This window comes from Streptomyces sp. NPDC060002 (genome assembly GCF_042737245.1).
GTDB lineage: Bacteria > Actinomycetota > Actinomycetes > Streptomycetales > Streptomycetaceae > Streptomyces.
On record NZ_JBHWUW010000045.1, the window covers coordinates 1 to 13,597 of the forward strand.

The 13,597-nt window shown below is 70.2% G+C and carries 13 protein-coding genes; 5 read left to right on the forward strand and 8 right to left on the reverse strand.

The genetic code is table 11. The features are described from left to right. Window positions 1–49: 49 nt before the first annotated feature. Entirely contained in the window at window positions 50–2,791 is a 2,742-nt protein-coding gene (ppc, locus tag ACFWBD_RS30695; protein ID WP_385673807.1) for a phosphoenolpyruvate carboxylase, read from the reverse strand. 313 nt (window positions 2,792–3,104) lie between these two features. On the opposite strand from ppc, the gene ACFWBD_RS30700 reads away from it, so the two are divergent. After that, window positions 3,105–4,118, forward strand: coding sequence for an acyl-CoA desaturase (locus tag ACFWBD_RS30700; protein WP_385673810.1), 1,014 nt, complete (start codon window positions 3,105–3,107; stop codon window positions 4,116–4,118). Beyond that, the gene (locus ACFWBD_RS30705) at window positions 4,115–4,795 is read left to right on the forward strand and encodes a TetR/AcrR family transcriptional regulator (protein ID WP_062645257.1); all 681 of its coding nucleotides are present in this window, start codon (window positions 4,115–4,117) and stop codon (window positions 4,793–4,795) included. Before ACFWBD_RS30700 ends, ACFWBD_RS30705 begins: the two co-directional genes overlap by 4 nt. A gap of 136 nt (window positions 4,796–4,931) precedes the next feature. Here the strand turns inward: ACFWBD_RS30705 and ACFWBD_RS30710 are convergent, their stop codons facing one another. From ACFWBD_RS30710 to ACFWBD_RS30720, 3 genes are all read right to left on the reverse strand, one after another. Further along, the gene (locus ACFWBD_RS30710) at window positions 4,932–5,105 is read right to left on the reverse strand and encodes a CsbD family protein (RefSeq protein ID WP_385673813.1); all 174 of its coding nucleotides are present in this window, start codon (window positions 5,103–5,105) and stop codon (window positions 4,932–4,934) included. 65 nt (window positions 5,106–5,170) lie between these two features. Continuing rightward, the gene (locus ACFWBD_RS30715; protein WP_385673816.1) at window positions 5,171–5,539 is read right to left on the reverse strand and encodes a glyoxalase; all 369 of its coding nucleotides are present in this window, start codon (window positions 5,537–5,539) and stop codon (window positions 5,171–5,173) included. A 1-nt stretch (window position 5,540) separates the two neighbouring features. Further along, the gene (locus ACFWBD_RS30720) at window positions 5,541–6,338 is read right to left on the reverse strand and encodes a trans-aconitate 2-methyltransferase (protein WP_385673820.1); all 798 of its coding nucleotides are present in this window, start codon (window positions 6,336–6,338) and stop codon (window positions 5,541–5,543) included. A gap of 89 nt (window positions 6,339–6,427) precedes the next feature. Between ACFWBD_RS30720 and ACFWBD_RS30725 the strand changes: the two genes are divergently transcribed. Then, window positions 6,428–6,925 (forward strand): MarR family winged helix-turn-helix transcriptional regulator, encoded by a 498-nt coding sequence (locus ACFWBD_RS30725; RefSeq protein WP_385673823.1) that lies wholly within the window; start codon window positions 6,428–6,430, stop codon window positions 6,923–6,925. Here the strand turns inward: ACFWBD_RS30725 and ACFWBD_RS30730 are convergent. After that, on the reverse strand, window positions 6,884–7,651 hold the full coding sequence (locus ACFWBD_RS30730; RefSeq protein WP_385673826.1) for a LuxR C-terminal-related transcriptional regulator: 768 nt from the start codon (window positions 7,649–7,651) through the stop codon (window positions 6,884–6,886). The two genes, ACFWBD_RS30725 and ACFWBD_RS30730, sit on opposite strands and share 42 nt — an antisense overlap. Before the next feature lie 270 nt (window positions 7,652–7,921). Here ACFWBD_RS30730 and ACFWBD_RS30735 point away from each other — a divergent pair, with 270 nt between their 5' ends. After that, window positions 7,922–8,416, forward strand: a complete 495-nt coding sequence (locus ACFWBD_RS30735; RefSeq protein ID WP_385673829.1) for a GNAT family N-acetyltransferase — start codon at window positions 7,922–7,924, stop codon at window positions 8,414–8,416. A gap of 117 nt (window positions 8,417–8,533) precedes the next feature. On the opposite strand, the gene galK is transcribed toward ACFWBD_RS30735, so the two are convergent. From galK to galT, 3 genes are read right to left on the reverse strand one after another with little or no spacing between them, the layout of a single operon-like run. After that, a complete protein-coding gene (gene galK, locus ACFWBD_RS30740) occupies window positions 8,534–9,691 on the reverse strand; it encodes a galactokinase (RefSeq protein WP_385673832.1) in 1,158 nt (385 codons plus the stop codon). Further along, window positions 9,691–10,686: a UDP-glucose 4-epimerase GalE gene (gene galE / locus ACFWBD_RS30745; RefSeq protein ID WP_385673835.1), complete on the reverse strand. Its 996-nt coding sequence runs from the start codon at window positions 10,684–10,686 to the stop codon at window positions 9,691–9,693. The genes galK and galE overlap by 1 nt, the downstream gene beginning before the upstream one ends. Beyond that, the gene (galT, locus tag ACFWBD_RS30750) at window positions 10,683–11,744 is read right to left on the reverse strand and encodes a galactose-1-phosphate uridylyltransferase (RefSeq protein WP_385673838.1); all 1,062 of its coding nucleotides are present in this window, start codon (window positions 11,742–11,744) and stop codon (window positions 10,683–10,685) included. The genes galE and galT overlap by 4 nt, the downstream gene beginning before the upstream one ends. Before the next feature lie 149 nt (window positions 11,745–11,893). On the opposite strand from galT, the gene ACFWBD_RS30755 reads away from it, so the two are divergent. Continuing rightward, window positions 11,894–13,594 carry a sodium:solute symporter family protein gene (locus ACFWBD_RS30755; protein WP_385673841.1) on the forward strand — a complete coding sequence of 567 codons (1,701 nt, stop codon included), beginning with the start codon at window positions 11,894–11,896 and terminating at the stop codon, window positions 13,592–13,594. Window positions 13,595–13,597 lie beyond the last annotated feature (3 nt).

The following is a 13,597-nucleotide window of genomic DNA, read 5'->3' on the forward strand; positions in this document are numbered from 1 at the left end:
CGCCCCGGTCCGTACGGACCGGGGCGCCCCTTCGTGCCGGATGTGCGGGTCAGCCGGTGTTGCGCAGGCCCGCGGCGACGCCGTTGACGGTGAGGAGCAGGGCACGGGCGAGGAGCGGGTCGGGCTCGGCTCCCGCGGCGGCGGCGTCACGCTGGCGCTTGAGCAGCGTGACCTGGAGGTAGGAGATGGGGTCGAGGTAGGCGTCGCGGATGGTGAAGGTCTGCTTGAGCACGGGGGTGGCGTCGAGCAGTTCCGGTTCGCCGGTGATCTTCAGTACCTCGGCGACGGTGAGGGCGTGCTCGGCCTTGATCCGGTCGAAGACGTGCTTCAGGTTGTCGGGGACGAGGGTGTCGACGTAGTGCTGGGCGATGCGCAGGTCGGTCTTCGCGAGGGTCATCTCGACGTTCGAGACGAAGTTCTGGAAGAAGTGCCACTGGTCGCGCATCTCGTCCAGGACGGTGTCGAGGCCGGCGTCGCGCAGCGCCTTGAGCCCCGAGCCGACGCCGAACCAGCCGGGGACGATCTGGCGGGACTGGGTCCAGCCGAACACCCACGGGATGGCGCGCAGGCCGTCGAGCCCTGCACCGGAGTCGGGCCTGCGGGACGGGCGTGATCCGAGGTGCAGGTCGGCGAGCTGGTCGACCGGGGTGGAGGCGAAGAAGTAGGGCGGGAGGTCGGGGTCCTCGACGAGGGTGCGGTAGGCGTCGTGGGCGGCGTCCGAGACGACGTCCATGGCGGCGTCCCAGCGGGCGAGGGCCTCGTCGGACTGGCGGGGGGCGGTGTGCAGGGCGGAGGCCTGCAAGGTCGCGGCGACCGTCAGTTCCAGGTTCTCCCTGGCCAGGGAGGGGATGAGGTACTTGTCGGAGATGACCTCGCCCTGTTCTGTGACCTTGATCTCGCCCTCCAGGGTGCCCCAGGGCTGGGCGAGGATGGCGTCGTGGGAGGGGCCGCCGCCGCGGCCGACGGTGCCGCCGCGGCCGTGGAACAGCCTCAGCCGGACGCCGTAGCGGTGGGCGACGTCGCGCAGTCGGCGCTGGGCGCGGTGGATCTCCCACTGGCTGGTGGTGATGCCGCCGAACTTCGAGGAGTCGGAGTAGCCGAGCATGACCTCCTGGACGTCTCCGCGCAGCGCGACGAGGCGCCGGTAGGAGGGGTCGGAGAGCATGTCCTCGAGGATGGTGTCGGCGGCCTTCAGCTCGTCCGTGGTCTCCAGGAGCGGCACGATGCCGATCTTCGCCCAGCCGGCGTGCAGGTCGACGAGGCCGGCCTCGCGGGCCAGGACCGCCGCCGCGAACACGTCGTCGGCGCCCTGGCACATCGAGATGATGTACGACTCGATGACCTCGGGGCCGAAGACTTCCAGGGCCCGCTTGACGGTGAGGAAGACCCCGAGGGTCTTCTCGCCGGCGGCGTCGACGGGTGCCGGGGAGGGGGCGAGCGGCCGGCGGGAGCGCAGTTCCTTGGCGAGCAGCTTCGTGCGGTACTCGCGGGGCATGTCGGTGTAGCGCCAGGACTCCTCGCCGAGACGGTCGAAGAGCTGACCGAGGGCGTGGTGGTGGGCGTCGGCGTGCTCGCGGACGTCCATGGTGGCGAGCTGGAGGCCGAACGCGGCGAGGGTGCGGATGGTGCGGTTCATCCGGCCGTCGGCGAACAGAGCGCCGCGGTGCTCGCGCAGGGAGGTCTGGATGAGGGTGAGGTCCGCGAGGAGCTCGCTGGTGCCGAGGTAGTCGCGCCCGGCCTCGTGGGGGATGCCCTTGGCGAGGCGCTGCTTGGTGTTCTCGAGCTTCTGCCGGATGCAGGTGGCCTTGAGCCGGTAGGGCTCTTCGGCGTTGAGGCGCTTGTAGCGGGGGCTGATCTCGGGCAGCCGTTCGAGGTCGCCCTTCAGCGACTCCAGGAGTTCCTCGGTTGCGCCGGTGTAGCGGATGGAGTTGGAGAGGAAGCCGCGGAGCTCGTCGATCATGTCCAGCGCGTCGTTGATGCCGTGCTCGTGCTGGAGGATGAGAACGTCCCAGGTCACCTGGGGGGTGACGTTGGGGTTGCCGTCGCGGTCGCCGCCGATCCAGGTGCCGAAGGTGAGCGGGCGGGTGTTCTCGGGGAGCTTGACGCCGACCCGCTCCAGTTCGGCGGTGAGGTCCTCCAGGACGTCGCCCACGGCGCCCGCGTGGAGTTCGTCGAGGTAGTAGATGGCGTTGCGGGCCTCGTCGGCGGGCTCGGGGCGTACGACCCTGAGCTCGTCGGTCTGCCAGACGAGGTCGATGTTCTCGGCCAGGCGGGTGTCGTAGCGGCGGCGGTCGGCCTCGATGACGGGGGTCTCGAGGAGCGCGGCGATGCGCCGGAGCTTGTTCAGTACCGACCGGCGCGCGGCTTCGGTGGGGTGCGCCGTGAACACGGGGCGAACGTTGAGGTGGCGGACCGTCTGGTGGACGTGTTCGGGGTCGACGTCCTTGAGGCGGTCGGCGGTGCGGGCGAGCAGGCCGCCCTCGGCGGCGCGGCGCTCGCGCAGTTCGCGGCCGCGGTGGACCTGCTCGGTGACGTTGGCGAGGTGGAAGTAGGTGGAGAAGGCGCGGACCAGCTTGGCCGCGGTCTCCAGTTCGATGCCACGCAGCAGTTCGGCGGCGGCTTCGCCGTCCTCGCGGGTGAGGCGGCGGACCTTCTCGACCAGGTCGAGAAGCTCCGGGCCTTCCTGCCGGACGAGGGTCTCGCCGAGGAGGTCCCCCAGTCGGCGGATGTCGGCGCGCAGCTCGGTGCTGGTCGTTGCGGTGGCCTGGCCAAGGTCGTCGGCACTGCTCACAGGTGCGGCTCCTTGCAGTGTTGAAGCTCGTCCGGGAGGGAACCCGGACTCCGGCCCCGCGGCGGGCGTCGCATAGGGGCCGGACATCCGGGAAGAAAACAGAGCGGACCGCGCTGTCCGACTGTCTCCAAGGATAGGTGTCCATGGGGACGCGCAGGTTGGCGGGCTCTTGCCGCCCGGCAGGGCACTGCCATACTTACGATGCCGTAGGTTACGGAACCGTAGGGAGCGTGGCATTGGTTCGCTGTGTGACCTTCCGCGGTGTGCGGAACGACGGCATCTCCCTCATTCCAAGACCCCCCAGGGGACGCGCATGACCACAGGCAGCTCCAACGTGATCGATGACCCTTTGAAGGCGCCCGACGGCACCCCCCCGCCCTCCGCCACCCTGGGTGGCGAGCAGAAGCGTTCGATCGAGCAGATCATGCTGCTGATCTTCATCGTCGTCCCGTTCCTGGCGGTGCTGGCGGCGGTGCCGCTGGCGTGGGGCTGGGGGGTGAGCTGGCTCGACCTCGGTCTGCTGGTCTTCATGTACTTCCTCGGCTGCCACGGCATCACGATCGGTTTCCACCGCTACTTCACGCACGGTTCGTTCAAGGCGAAGCGGCCGCTCAGGATCGCGTTGGCGATCATGGGGTCGATGGCGGTGGAGGGGCCGGTCGTGCGCTGGGTGGCCGATCACCGCAAGCACCACAAGTTCTCCGACGCGGACGGTGACCCGCATTCGCCGTGGCGGTTCGGCGAGACGCTCCCGGCCCTGATGAAGGGCCTGTGGTGGGCCCACATCGCATGGATGTTCGACGAGGAGCAGACCTCGCAGGAGAAGTACGCGCCGGATCTGATCAAGGACCCGGCGATCCGCGCGGTGTCGCGGCAGTTCGTCTACTGGACGATCCTGTCGCTGGCGCTGCCGCCGCTGGTGGGCGGGCTGGTGACGATGTCCTGGTGGGGCGCGTTCACGGCGTTCTTGTGGGGCTCGCTGGTGCGCGTGGCCCTGCTGCACCACGTGACGTGGTCGATCAACTCGATCTGTCACGCGGTGGGCAAGCGCCCGTTCAAGTCGCGTGACCGCTCCGGCAACGTCTGGTGGCTGGCGGTCCTGTCCTGCGGCGAGTCCTGGCACAACCTGCACCACGCGGACCCGACCTCGGCGCGGCACGGCGTGATGCGGGGCCAGCTGGACTCCTCGGCGCGGTTCATCCGGTGGTTCGAGATGCTCGGGTGGGCCTACGACGTCCGCTGGCCGTCACGCTCGCGTATCGATTCGCGTCGCAACACGGGTGAGGACGACTCCCGACGGGGGAAGGCCACCGCCGAGGCGGCATGATTGACGGCGTGGCGACCGATCCCAGCAGTACCCCGAGCAACGAAGCCAAGCCGCGGCGCGCCCGGCGCACCCGTATGACGGGTGCGGAGAGGCGCCAGCAGCTGCTCGAGATCGGTCGCACCCTGTTCGCGGCGAAGGGTTTCGAGGGCACCTCGGTGGAGGAGATCGCGGCGAAGGCCGGGGTCTCCAAGCCGGTGGTGTACGAGCACTTCGGCGGCAAGGAGGGGCTGTACGCGGTCGTCGTGGACCGGGAGATGCGCCGGCTGCTGGACATGGTCACGTCGTCGCTGACGGCGGGCCACCCGCGCGAGCTCCTGGAACAGGCGGCGTTCGCGCTCCTCGACTACATCGAGGAGTACACGGACGGTTTCCGGATCCTGGTGCGGGACTCCCCCATCCCGCAGTCGACCGGGTCGTTCGCGTCCCTGATCTCCGACATCGCGACCCAGGTGGAGGACATCCTGGGCCGCGAGTTCAAGAGCCGCGGCTTCGACCCGAAGCTGGCCCCGCTGTACGCCCAGGCCCTGGTCGGCATGGTCGCCCTGACCGGTCAGTGGTGGCTGGACGTACGCCGCCCGAAGAAGGCGGAGGTGGCGGCCCACCTGGTGAACCTGTCCTGGCACGGGCTGGACGGGCTGGAAGCGAAGCCGCACCTGATAGGCCGCCGGAAGGCCTGACGGGACGGCGAAAGCGCATCGCCGTACGCGCATTCGGACGCGGCACACATGCGGGCGGGGCCCCGACCACGAAGGTCGGGACCCCGCCCGCATGTGTCCCCGACGCGCCGCGGCGCGTCGGTGCCTCGTCACGCCCTCAGTGCTTGAAGACGTCCTTGGTCTTCTCCTTAACCTGACGGGCGTCGCCCTTCGCCTGGTCGGCGCGTCCCTCGGCCTCCATCCGCTCGTTGCCCACGGTGCGGCCGATCGCTTCCTTCGCCTTGCCCTTGGCCTGTTCCATCTTCGCCTTGGACTTCTGCTCGCCTGCCACTGTCCATCACTCCCAGTCAGGTCTGCGGGTGGTCTCAAGACTGCGGGTGACCCGTCCGGAGCCCCTCAAACCCCGCTGACGGGCTCCAGGAACTCCAGCCGGTTGCCGACGGGGTCCCGGGCGTGGAAGCGGCGGTGTCCCGGCAGGTCCGCGTCCCAGGTGACCGGTGTGCCGCGGGCCTCCAGCCAGGCGGCGTACGCCTCGATCGCGGTGACCCGCAGCCCGGGGTGGGCCTTCGCGGACGGCCTGAAGCCGGCCTCGATCCCCAGATGCAGGTGCACGGCCCCCGCCCGGAACCAGCATCCCCCCTTCGCCGCGAGCACCGCCGGCTTGGGGACCTCGGTCATGCCCAGGGTGCCGGTGTAGAAGCGGCGCAGCAGGTCCTCGGAGCCGGGCGGGGCGGCGAGCTGCACATGGTCGAAGGTGGCCAGCACGTCAGGCCGCCTTCACGGCCACCGCGAACAGGCGGCGGAACGGCAGGACGGTGCCGTACTCCGCGCTCGGGTAGGCCTCGCGGAGCAGGTCGCGGTATTCGGTGACGAAGGCGTCGCGGGCCTCGGGGTCGTCGGCGAGGGCGTCGAGGGCGGGGCGCAGACCGGTGCCCTTGACCCAGTCGAGGACGGGGTCGTCGCCCTGGAGCACATGGAAGTAGGTGGTCGTCCAGACGTCGGTGGCGCAGCCGAGGCGGGCCAGCCGGTCGAGGTAGACGCCGGGGGCGTGGACGGAGTCCTCGTGGCGCAGGACGTGGCCGAGGCGGCCCTTCCAGCGGACGCCGTCGCCGAGCTCGCGCATGAGGGCGTGCAGGGGCGCGTCGATGTTGTGGGGGACCTGGAAGGCGAAGGTGCCGCCGGGGGCGAGGCCGTCCAGCCAGCCGGCGAAGGCGTCGAGGTGGCCGGGTACCCACTGGAGGGCGGCGTTCGAGACGAGCAGGTCGTACGTCTCCCCCGGCGTCCAGGTCGCGAGGTCGGCGTCGGCGAAGTCGAGGCGCCCGCCCGCGTGCGCCGCCGCGTCGGCGAGCATCCGGGGCGAGTTGTCGTAGCCGGTGACCCGGGCGGTGGTCCAGCGGTCGGCGAGGACGGCGGTGAGGGTGCCGGGGCCGCAGCCGAGGTCGGCGATGCGGGGCGGGTCGCCGGGCAGATCGGGAACGCGCGCGAGGAGGTCGCCGAAGGGCCGGGCGCGGTGGCCGGCGTGACGCAGGTACTGGGCGGGGTCCCAGGTGGGGTTCGTCGTCATGCCTGGTACTTTCCCCCGGCATTTATCTTGATGTCAAGAGACTCGACATCAAGAGACTTCACGTCGACACAACCACTACACTGATCGTCATGGAGGACGAGGTCGATCGGCTGGTCGCAGCGTGGCGCCGGGAGCGCCCGGACCTCGACGTGGAGCCGCTGGAAGTACTCAGCCGGGTGAGCAGACTGGCCCGGCACCTGGACCGCGCACGCCGTCTGGCGTTCTCCGAGCACCAGCTGGAGCCCTGGGAGTTCGACGTCCTGACGGCGCTCCGGCGGGCGGGGGCGCCCTACCAGCTCTCGCCCGGGCAGCTGCTGACACAGACGCTGGTGACCTCGGGCACGATGACGAACCGTATCGACCGGCTCGCGAAGAAGGGCCTGGTGGAGCGACTGCCGGACCCGACCGACCGCCGGGGTGTGCTCGTCCGCCTCACGGACGGCGGCAAGGACCGCGCCGATCAGGCCCTCGCCGGCCTGCTCGACCAGGAACGAGCGATCCTGGCCGAGCTCTCGAACGCCCAGCGCGGTGAACTGGCGGGCCTGCTACGCCAGCTGACCGCCCCGTTCGACAACATCCCCGGCTAGGTCCACCGGCCCCACCCCGGCCCGGCGCGCCAGCGCGACCGCGGCGAGGGTGGAGTGCACGCCCAGTTTGCCGAGGACGTTCTGCATATGGGTGCGGACGGTGTGCGGGGAGAGGAACAGCCGGTCGGCGACCGCCTTCCTGCCCAGTCCCGCGACCATGCAGCGCAGCACTTCCCGCTCCCTCGGGGTGAGCGACTCCACCAGCCGTTCGCTCTCGGTGCGATGCTTGCGGGCGGCCGTCAACTCCCGCAGGACGCCCGTGAGGAGCGCGGGCGGGAGGTGCGTCTCCTCCCGCAGTACGCCTCTGATGACGGTGAGCAGACGGGACAGCGAGCAGTCCTTCGCCACCCAGCCGGACGCCCCGGCCTGGAGGGCGAGGGCCGCGCGGCGCGGATCGTCCTTCTCGGCGAGGACGACGATCCGGATATGGGGCTGCGCGGCACGGACCCCCACGACCAGCGATATCCCGTCGACGAGCCCGTCCTCCCCCACCTCCCGCACGGGCACGGCGGGCCGTATGCCGGGCAGAGCGGCGCCCAGATCGGCGTCGACGAGCAGCACGTCGTACCGGCGCCCCTCGGCGGCCGCGCGCTCCAGGCTGCGCAGTGCCGCCGGGCCGCTGCCGGCCGCGGACACGTCGACGTCGGGCTCGGCGGCCAGTGCCGCGGCGAGCGACTCGGCGAAGATACGGTGGTCGTCGACGACCAGTACACGAATGCGAACCACGAAACCCCCTTCCCCAAGCTCCTTGACAGAGCCGGGGATACCCCAAGGTCCGGAGACGGAGAACGAAGACCGGCGCGGATACGACGCCCGGAGGGGATGTCACTGCCGCAACGGCCGCCGCCGTGCAGAGACTGCTACCCCCACCGCGGGCGCCGTACCCGACTGTCTCGCCCCCTGATCAGTACCGGCCCCCACCGGCACTGTTCACAGGGTAGGGCCGCGGGCGTACAGCGGAAGGCAAATTGCAGGATTGGTTCGGCCACCGCGCTTATGGTGTGCCGCATGTTTCGTCTTGAGACAGAAGTCGACAGGACTCGCCGCGATCTTCTCCGTTCGCGGCTTCTCGCCACCAACACCGAGGCCTCCCCGGTCCTGCGCGCACTACGCGGCACCCCCGCGGAACGCGAGTCGGCGCTGCACGTCTGGGCCACGGACCCCGACGGCGACCTGGCCGGCGGTCTGGTGGGCCACACCTGGACGGCCTGGCTGCACGTCACCTACCTCTGGGTCGACGCCCGGCACCGGGGCACGGGCCTGGGCAGCGCCCTCCTCGCCGAAGCGGAGCGCATCGCCCGCGAGCAGCGCGGCTGCGACCGCGTACGCCTGGAGACCTGGGACTTCCAGGCCCCGGAGTTCTACAGACGCCAGGGCTACGAGGTGGTGTGCACGATCGAGGACTACCCCCCGGGCCTGACGGAGTTCACCCTGACGAAAAGGCTGGGGCAGGCAAGCCCGTCTGGGGGTACCCCCTCTGGCGGAGCTTGAGGCCGAGGCAGTCCAGGCACAAGGGGGGTCTGGGGGCGCAGCCCCCAGGGACGGGAACGGGAAGGGGCGGCGGGGGCGAGATCCACTCGGCCACCCCCACCGCCCCGACGACGAAACTCAGCTCAGCCGACGCGCCCCTGCCGCGGGCACCGCCTCGAACACCCGCGGAGCCTTGTGCCCCGCGGCCGCGAACGCCTCCTCGACACCCTTGGTGAGCGTCTCGACGTCGGCGGCCTCGGCCAGCACGATCGCCGACCCGCCGAACCCGCCGCCGGTCATCCGCGCACCGAGCGCCCCGTGGGCGAGGGCGGTGTCGACGACGAGGTCCAGCTCGGGGCAGGAGACCCGGAAGTCGTCCCGGAGCGAGGCGTGACCCGCCGTCAGGATCGGGCCGACGGCACGGCTGTCACCGCCGGACTCCAGGAGGGCGACGACCTGTTCCACGCGCTGGTCCTCCGTCACCACATGGCGGACCAGGCGGCGGACCTCCTCCTCGTCGCCGAGCCGGGCGAGGGCCGCGTCCAGGTCGGCGTACGGGATGTCACGCAGCGCGTCGACGCCGAGGAGGGCGGCGCCCTTCTCGCAGCCGGCCCGCCGCTTGCCGTACTCGCCACCGCTGTGGGCGTGCGTGACCTGGGTGTCGACGACCAGCAGACGCAGGCCCTCGGCGGCCAGGTCGAGGGGGATCTGCTTCTGCGAGAGGTCGCGGGTGTCCAGGAACAGCGCGTGCCCGGCCTCGCAGCACGCGGACGCCGTCTGGTCCATGATGCCGGTGGGCGCGCCGACGTAGACGTTCTCGGCGCGCTGGCACAGGCGGGCGAGCTGCCAGCCCTGGAGCCCGAGGTCGTAGAGGTCGTTCAGCGCCAGGGCCACGACGACCTCCAGTGCCGCGGAGGACGACAGACCCGCGCCCGACGGGACCGTCGAGGACAGATGGATGTCGGCGCCGGTCACCGGGTGGCCGGCCTCGCGCAGCGCCCAGACGACTCCGGCCGGGTACGCCGTCCAGTTGCCGTCGGACTCGGGCGCCAGGTCGGCCGGCCGCAGCTCGGCGACGCCGCTGTCGAGGTCGGCCGAGTGCAGCCGCAGCACGCCGTCCGTACGCCGTGAGACCGCCGCGACCGCGATGTGCGGCAGCGCGAAGGGCATCACGAAGCCGTCGTTGTAGTCGGTGTGCTCACCGATGAGGTTGACGCGGCCGGGCGCCGCCCAGACGCCCTCGGGCTCGGCCCCGTACAGCCGGACGAAACCCTCGCGAACTTCCTGTGCCCCCACTACGACTCCCTTGCGCTGCTTGCGATGTGCTGCGCGAACGCCCACGCGTCCGCGACGATACCCGCGAGATCCGCGCGGGACGGGTTCCAGCCCAGCCGCTCACGGGCGGTGGCCGCCGAGGCGACCAGGACGGCCGGGTCGCCCGCGCGGCGAGGGGCCACGACCTCGGGGATCGGGTGGCCGGTGACCTCTCGGACGGTCTCGATGACCTCGCGCACGGAGAAGCCGTTGCCGTTGCCGAGGTTGCAGATGAGGTGCTCGCCGGGCTCGGCGGCGGCGACGGCGAGGAGGTGGGCCTCGGCGAGGTCGGCGACGTGGATGTAGTCGCGGACGCAGGTGCCGTCGGGCGTCGGGTAGTCGTCGCCGAAGACGGAGATGGCCTCGCGGCGGCCCTGCGCGACCTGGAGGACGAGCGGGATGAGGTGCGACTCGGGGTCGTGGCGCTCGCCCTGCTCGCCGTAAGCGCCGGCCACGTTGAAGTACCGCAGGGAGACGGCGCCGAGCCCGTGGGCGGCGGCCTCGCCGCTGATCATGTGGTCGACGGCGAGCTTGGAGGCGCCGTAGGGGTTCGTGGGCCGCGTCGGCGCGCTCTCCACGATCGGGACCTGCTCCGGCTCGCCGTACGTCGCCGCCGTGGACGAGAAGACCAGCTTGCGCACGCCGGCCTCGCGCATGGCGCCGAGCAGGGCCATGGTGCCGCCGACGTTGTTGTCCCAGTACTTCTCGGGCTTGACGACGGACTCGCCGACCTGCGAGAACGCGGCGAAGTGGAGCACGGCGTCGAAGGAGCCGTCGAGCCACTTGGCGGCGTCGCGGATGTCGCCCTCGATGAACGAGGCACCCGCCGGGACGCCTTCGCGGAAACCGGTCGAGAGGTTGTCGAGGACGACGACCTCGTGGCCGGCCTCCAGCAGGTGCCGGGCGACCACGCTGCCGACGTAGCCCGCGCCACCCGTGACCAGATACTTGCCGCTCGTGCCGGCGGTGCCGCTCATGAACTCGCTACCTCTCGCAGTCGCTGGGCCGCGAACTCCGGCGGCACGTCGTTGATGAAGACGTTCATGCCTGATTCGGAGCCCGCGAGGAACTTCAGCTTGCCGGAAGTGCGGCGAACGGTGAAAAGCTCGAGATGGAGCGCGAAGTCGTCCCGGTTGACACCCTCGAACTCCTCCAGCGCGCCGAACGGCGCCTGGTGCCAGGCGGAGATGTAGGGCGTGGGCGGTTCACCTTCGCCGAAGATCCGGTCGAAGCGCCTCAAGAGTTCCAGATAGACCTGGGGGAACTCTGTGCGCGCCTCCTCGTCGAGGGCGAGCAGGTCCGGCACCCGGCGCCTCGGGTAGAGGTGCACCTCGTACGGCCAGTGCGCCGCGTAGGGCACGAACGCGACCCAGTGTTCACCCTCCAGGACGACCCGCCCGTCGGCGAGTTCACGCTCCAGGACGGCGTCGAACAGGTTCTCCCCGCCGGTCGCCTCCTTGTGCGCCGCGACCGAACGCAGCATCAGGGCGGTGCGCGGAGTGGTGAACGGGTAGGCGTAGATCTGCCCGTGCGGGTGACCCAGAGTCACGCCGATCTCGGCGCCTCGGTTCTCGAAGCAGAACACCTGTTCCACGGAGGGCAGATGAGACAGCTCGGACGTCCGGTCCGTCCACGCGTCGAGGACCAGTCGTGCCTGCTCCTCGGTGAGGTCGGCGAAGGACGCGTTGTGGTCGGAGGTGAAGCAGACCACCTCGCAGCGCCCGGAGTCGCCGGCCAGCGAGGGGAAACGGTTCTCGAACACGACGGCGTCGTACGACGAGTCCGGGATCTCGCTGAGCCGGTCGCCCTGGGAGGGGCAGAGCGGGCACTCGTCGGCCGGCGGGTGGTAGATGCGCCCCTGCCGGTGCGAGGCCACGGCGATGGAATCGCCGAGCAGGGGGTCCCGCCGTACCTCCGAAGTGGTGACCGTGGGGTCGAGCGGACGCCTGTCCACCGCGTCGCGCACCGAGTCGTCCCGCTGGTCGTAGTAGATCAGCTCACGACCGTCGGCCAAGCGGGTCGAGGTCTTCTTCACCGCGACTCTCCATCCGTACCTCTAGACCCGCAGACCTAGATCCGTACACCTAGCAAAGCTTCCAACAGAACCAAACACATAAAACCATAAACCCCCACGCGAGTCACCACCACAACCGAACAAAGAACACCAAACAAAGTGAGCAGGGCATGCGAACCCCCACAGACCCGGCCTACACGGCAGTACAGCTGGCGGCAGAGCTGCGGCTGCCGACGAACTGGCTCGACTACACGATCCTCGGCATCTACTTCGTCGTGGTGCTGGGCATCGGCTTCGCCGCCCGCAGATCGGTGAAGACCACCCTCGACTTCTTCCTCTCCGGACGCTCCCTGCCCGCCTGGATCACGGGCCTCGCGTTCGTCTCGGCCAACCTGGCCGCCACCGAGATCCTCGGCATGGCCGCCAACAGCGCGCAGTACGGCGCGTACACCGTCCACTGGTACTGGATCGGCGCCATCCCGGCGATGGTCTTCCTGGGCCTGGTGATGATGCCGTTCTACTACGGCAGCAAGGTCCGCTCCGTCCCCGAGTTCCTGCTGCTGCGCTTCGACCGGGGCGCCCACCTGCTGAGCTCGGCCCTGTTCGCCTTCGCGGCGATCCTGATCTCCGGCGTGAACCTGTACGCCCTCGCGATCGTCGTCGAGGCGCTGCTGGGCTGGCCGCAGTGGGTGGCGATCGTGGTCGCCGGCGCCTTCGTGCTGGCCTACATCACGCTCGGCGGCCTCTCCTCGGCGATCTACAACGAGGTCCTCCAGTTCTTCGTGATCCTGGCCGCGCTCATCCCGCTGTCGGTGCTCGGCCTGAAGAAGGTGGGAGGCTGGGACGGCCTGACGGACTCCCTGACGCAGGCCCACGGCGACGACTTCGTCACCGCGTGGGGCGGCACGGGCATCGGCAGCGACAACCCGCTCGGCGCGAACTGGCTGACCATCGTGCTGGGCCTCGGTTTCGTGCTGTCGTTCGGTTACTGGACGACGAACTTCGCCGAGGTGCAGCGCGCCCTGTCGGCGAAGAACCTGTCGGCGGCCCAGCGCACCCCGCTCATCGCCGCCTTCCCGAAGATCTTCATCGTCTTCCTGGTGATGATCCCGGGCCTGGTGGCGGCGGTGCTGGTCCCGAAGATCGGTACGGCCGACTCCGACCTCCAGTACAACGACGCGATCCCGTATCTCATGCAGGAACTGCTGCCGAACGGCGTACTGGGCATCGCGGTGACGGGCCTGCTGGCGGCGTTCATGGCGGGCATGGCGGCGAACGTCTCGTCGTTCAACACGGTGTTCACGACCGACATCTGGGCGAAGTACGTGGTGCGCGGGCGCGAGGACGCGTACTACGTCCGCTTCGGCCGCCTCATCACGGCGATCGGCGTGGCCGCGTCGGTGGGCACGGCGTTCCTCGCCTCCTCCTTCTCCAACATCATGAGCTACCTCCAGACTCTGTTCAGCTTCTTCAACGTGCCGATGTTCGTCGTCTTCATCGTCGGCATGTTCTGGAAGCGGGCGTCGAGGAAGTCGGGCTTCTGGGGCCTGCTCGCGGGCACGACGGCGGCGATGGTCAACTACTTCGTCCTCTACAAGCAGGACATCATCGGCATCCCCACCGACCAGGGCGCCAACTTCGTCTCCGCGATCGCGGGCTTCGTGGCGGGCGCGGTCGTCATGGTGGTGGTGTCGCTGTTCACGGCCCCCAAGACGGACGAGGAGCTCCAGGGCCTGGTCTACGGCACCGTCTCCCCCGGCATGGCCGAGCCGCCGGCGGCGGGCGACGACGCGTGGTACCGGCGCCCGGCCCTGCTGGGCTGGAGCGCGGTGATCCTGGCCGCCCTCTGCTACATCCCGTTCTCGTTCTGAGCC

Excerpts from the sequence above, each read along its gene's own strand:
- ACFWBD_RS30725 (WP_385673823.1), top strand. The coding sequence starts at position 6,428 with ATGGAGGACGAGGTCGATCGGCTGGTCGCAGCGTGGCGCCGGGAGCGC.
- ACFWBD_RS30735 (WP_385673829.1), top strand. The coding sequence starts at position 7,922 with ATGGTGTGCCGCATGTTTCGTCTTGAGACAGAAGTCGACAGGACTCGC.
- ACFWBD_RS30700 (WP_385673810.1), top strand. The coding sequence starts at position 3,105 with ATGACCACAGGCAGCTCCAACGTGATCGATGACCCTTTGAAGGCGCCC.
- ACFWBD_RS30755 (WP_385673841.1), top strand. The coding sequence starts at position 11,894 with ATGCGAACCCCCACAGACCCGGCCTACACGGCAGTACAGCTGGCGGCA.
- ACFWBD_RS30720 (WP_385673820.1), bottom strand. The coding sequence starts at position 6,338 with ATGACGACGAACCCCACCTGGGACCCCGCCCAGTACCTGCGTCACGCC.
- ACFWBD_RS30705 (WP_062645257.1), top strand. The coding sequence starts at position 4,115 with ATGATTGACGGCGTGGCGACCGATCCCAGCAGTACCCCGAGCAACGAA.
- galE (WP_385673835.1), bottom strand. The coding sequence starts at position 10,686 with ATGAGCGGCACCGCCGGCACGAGCGGCAAGTATCTGGTCACGGGTGGC.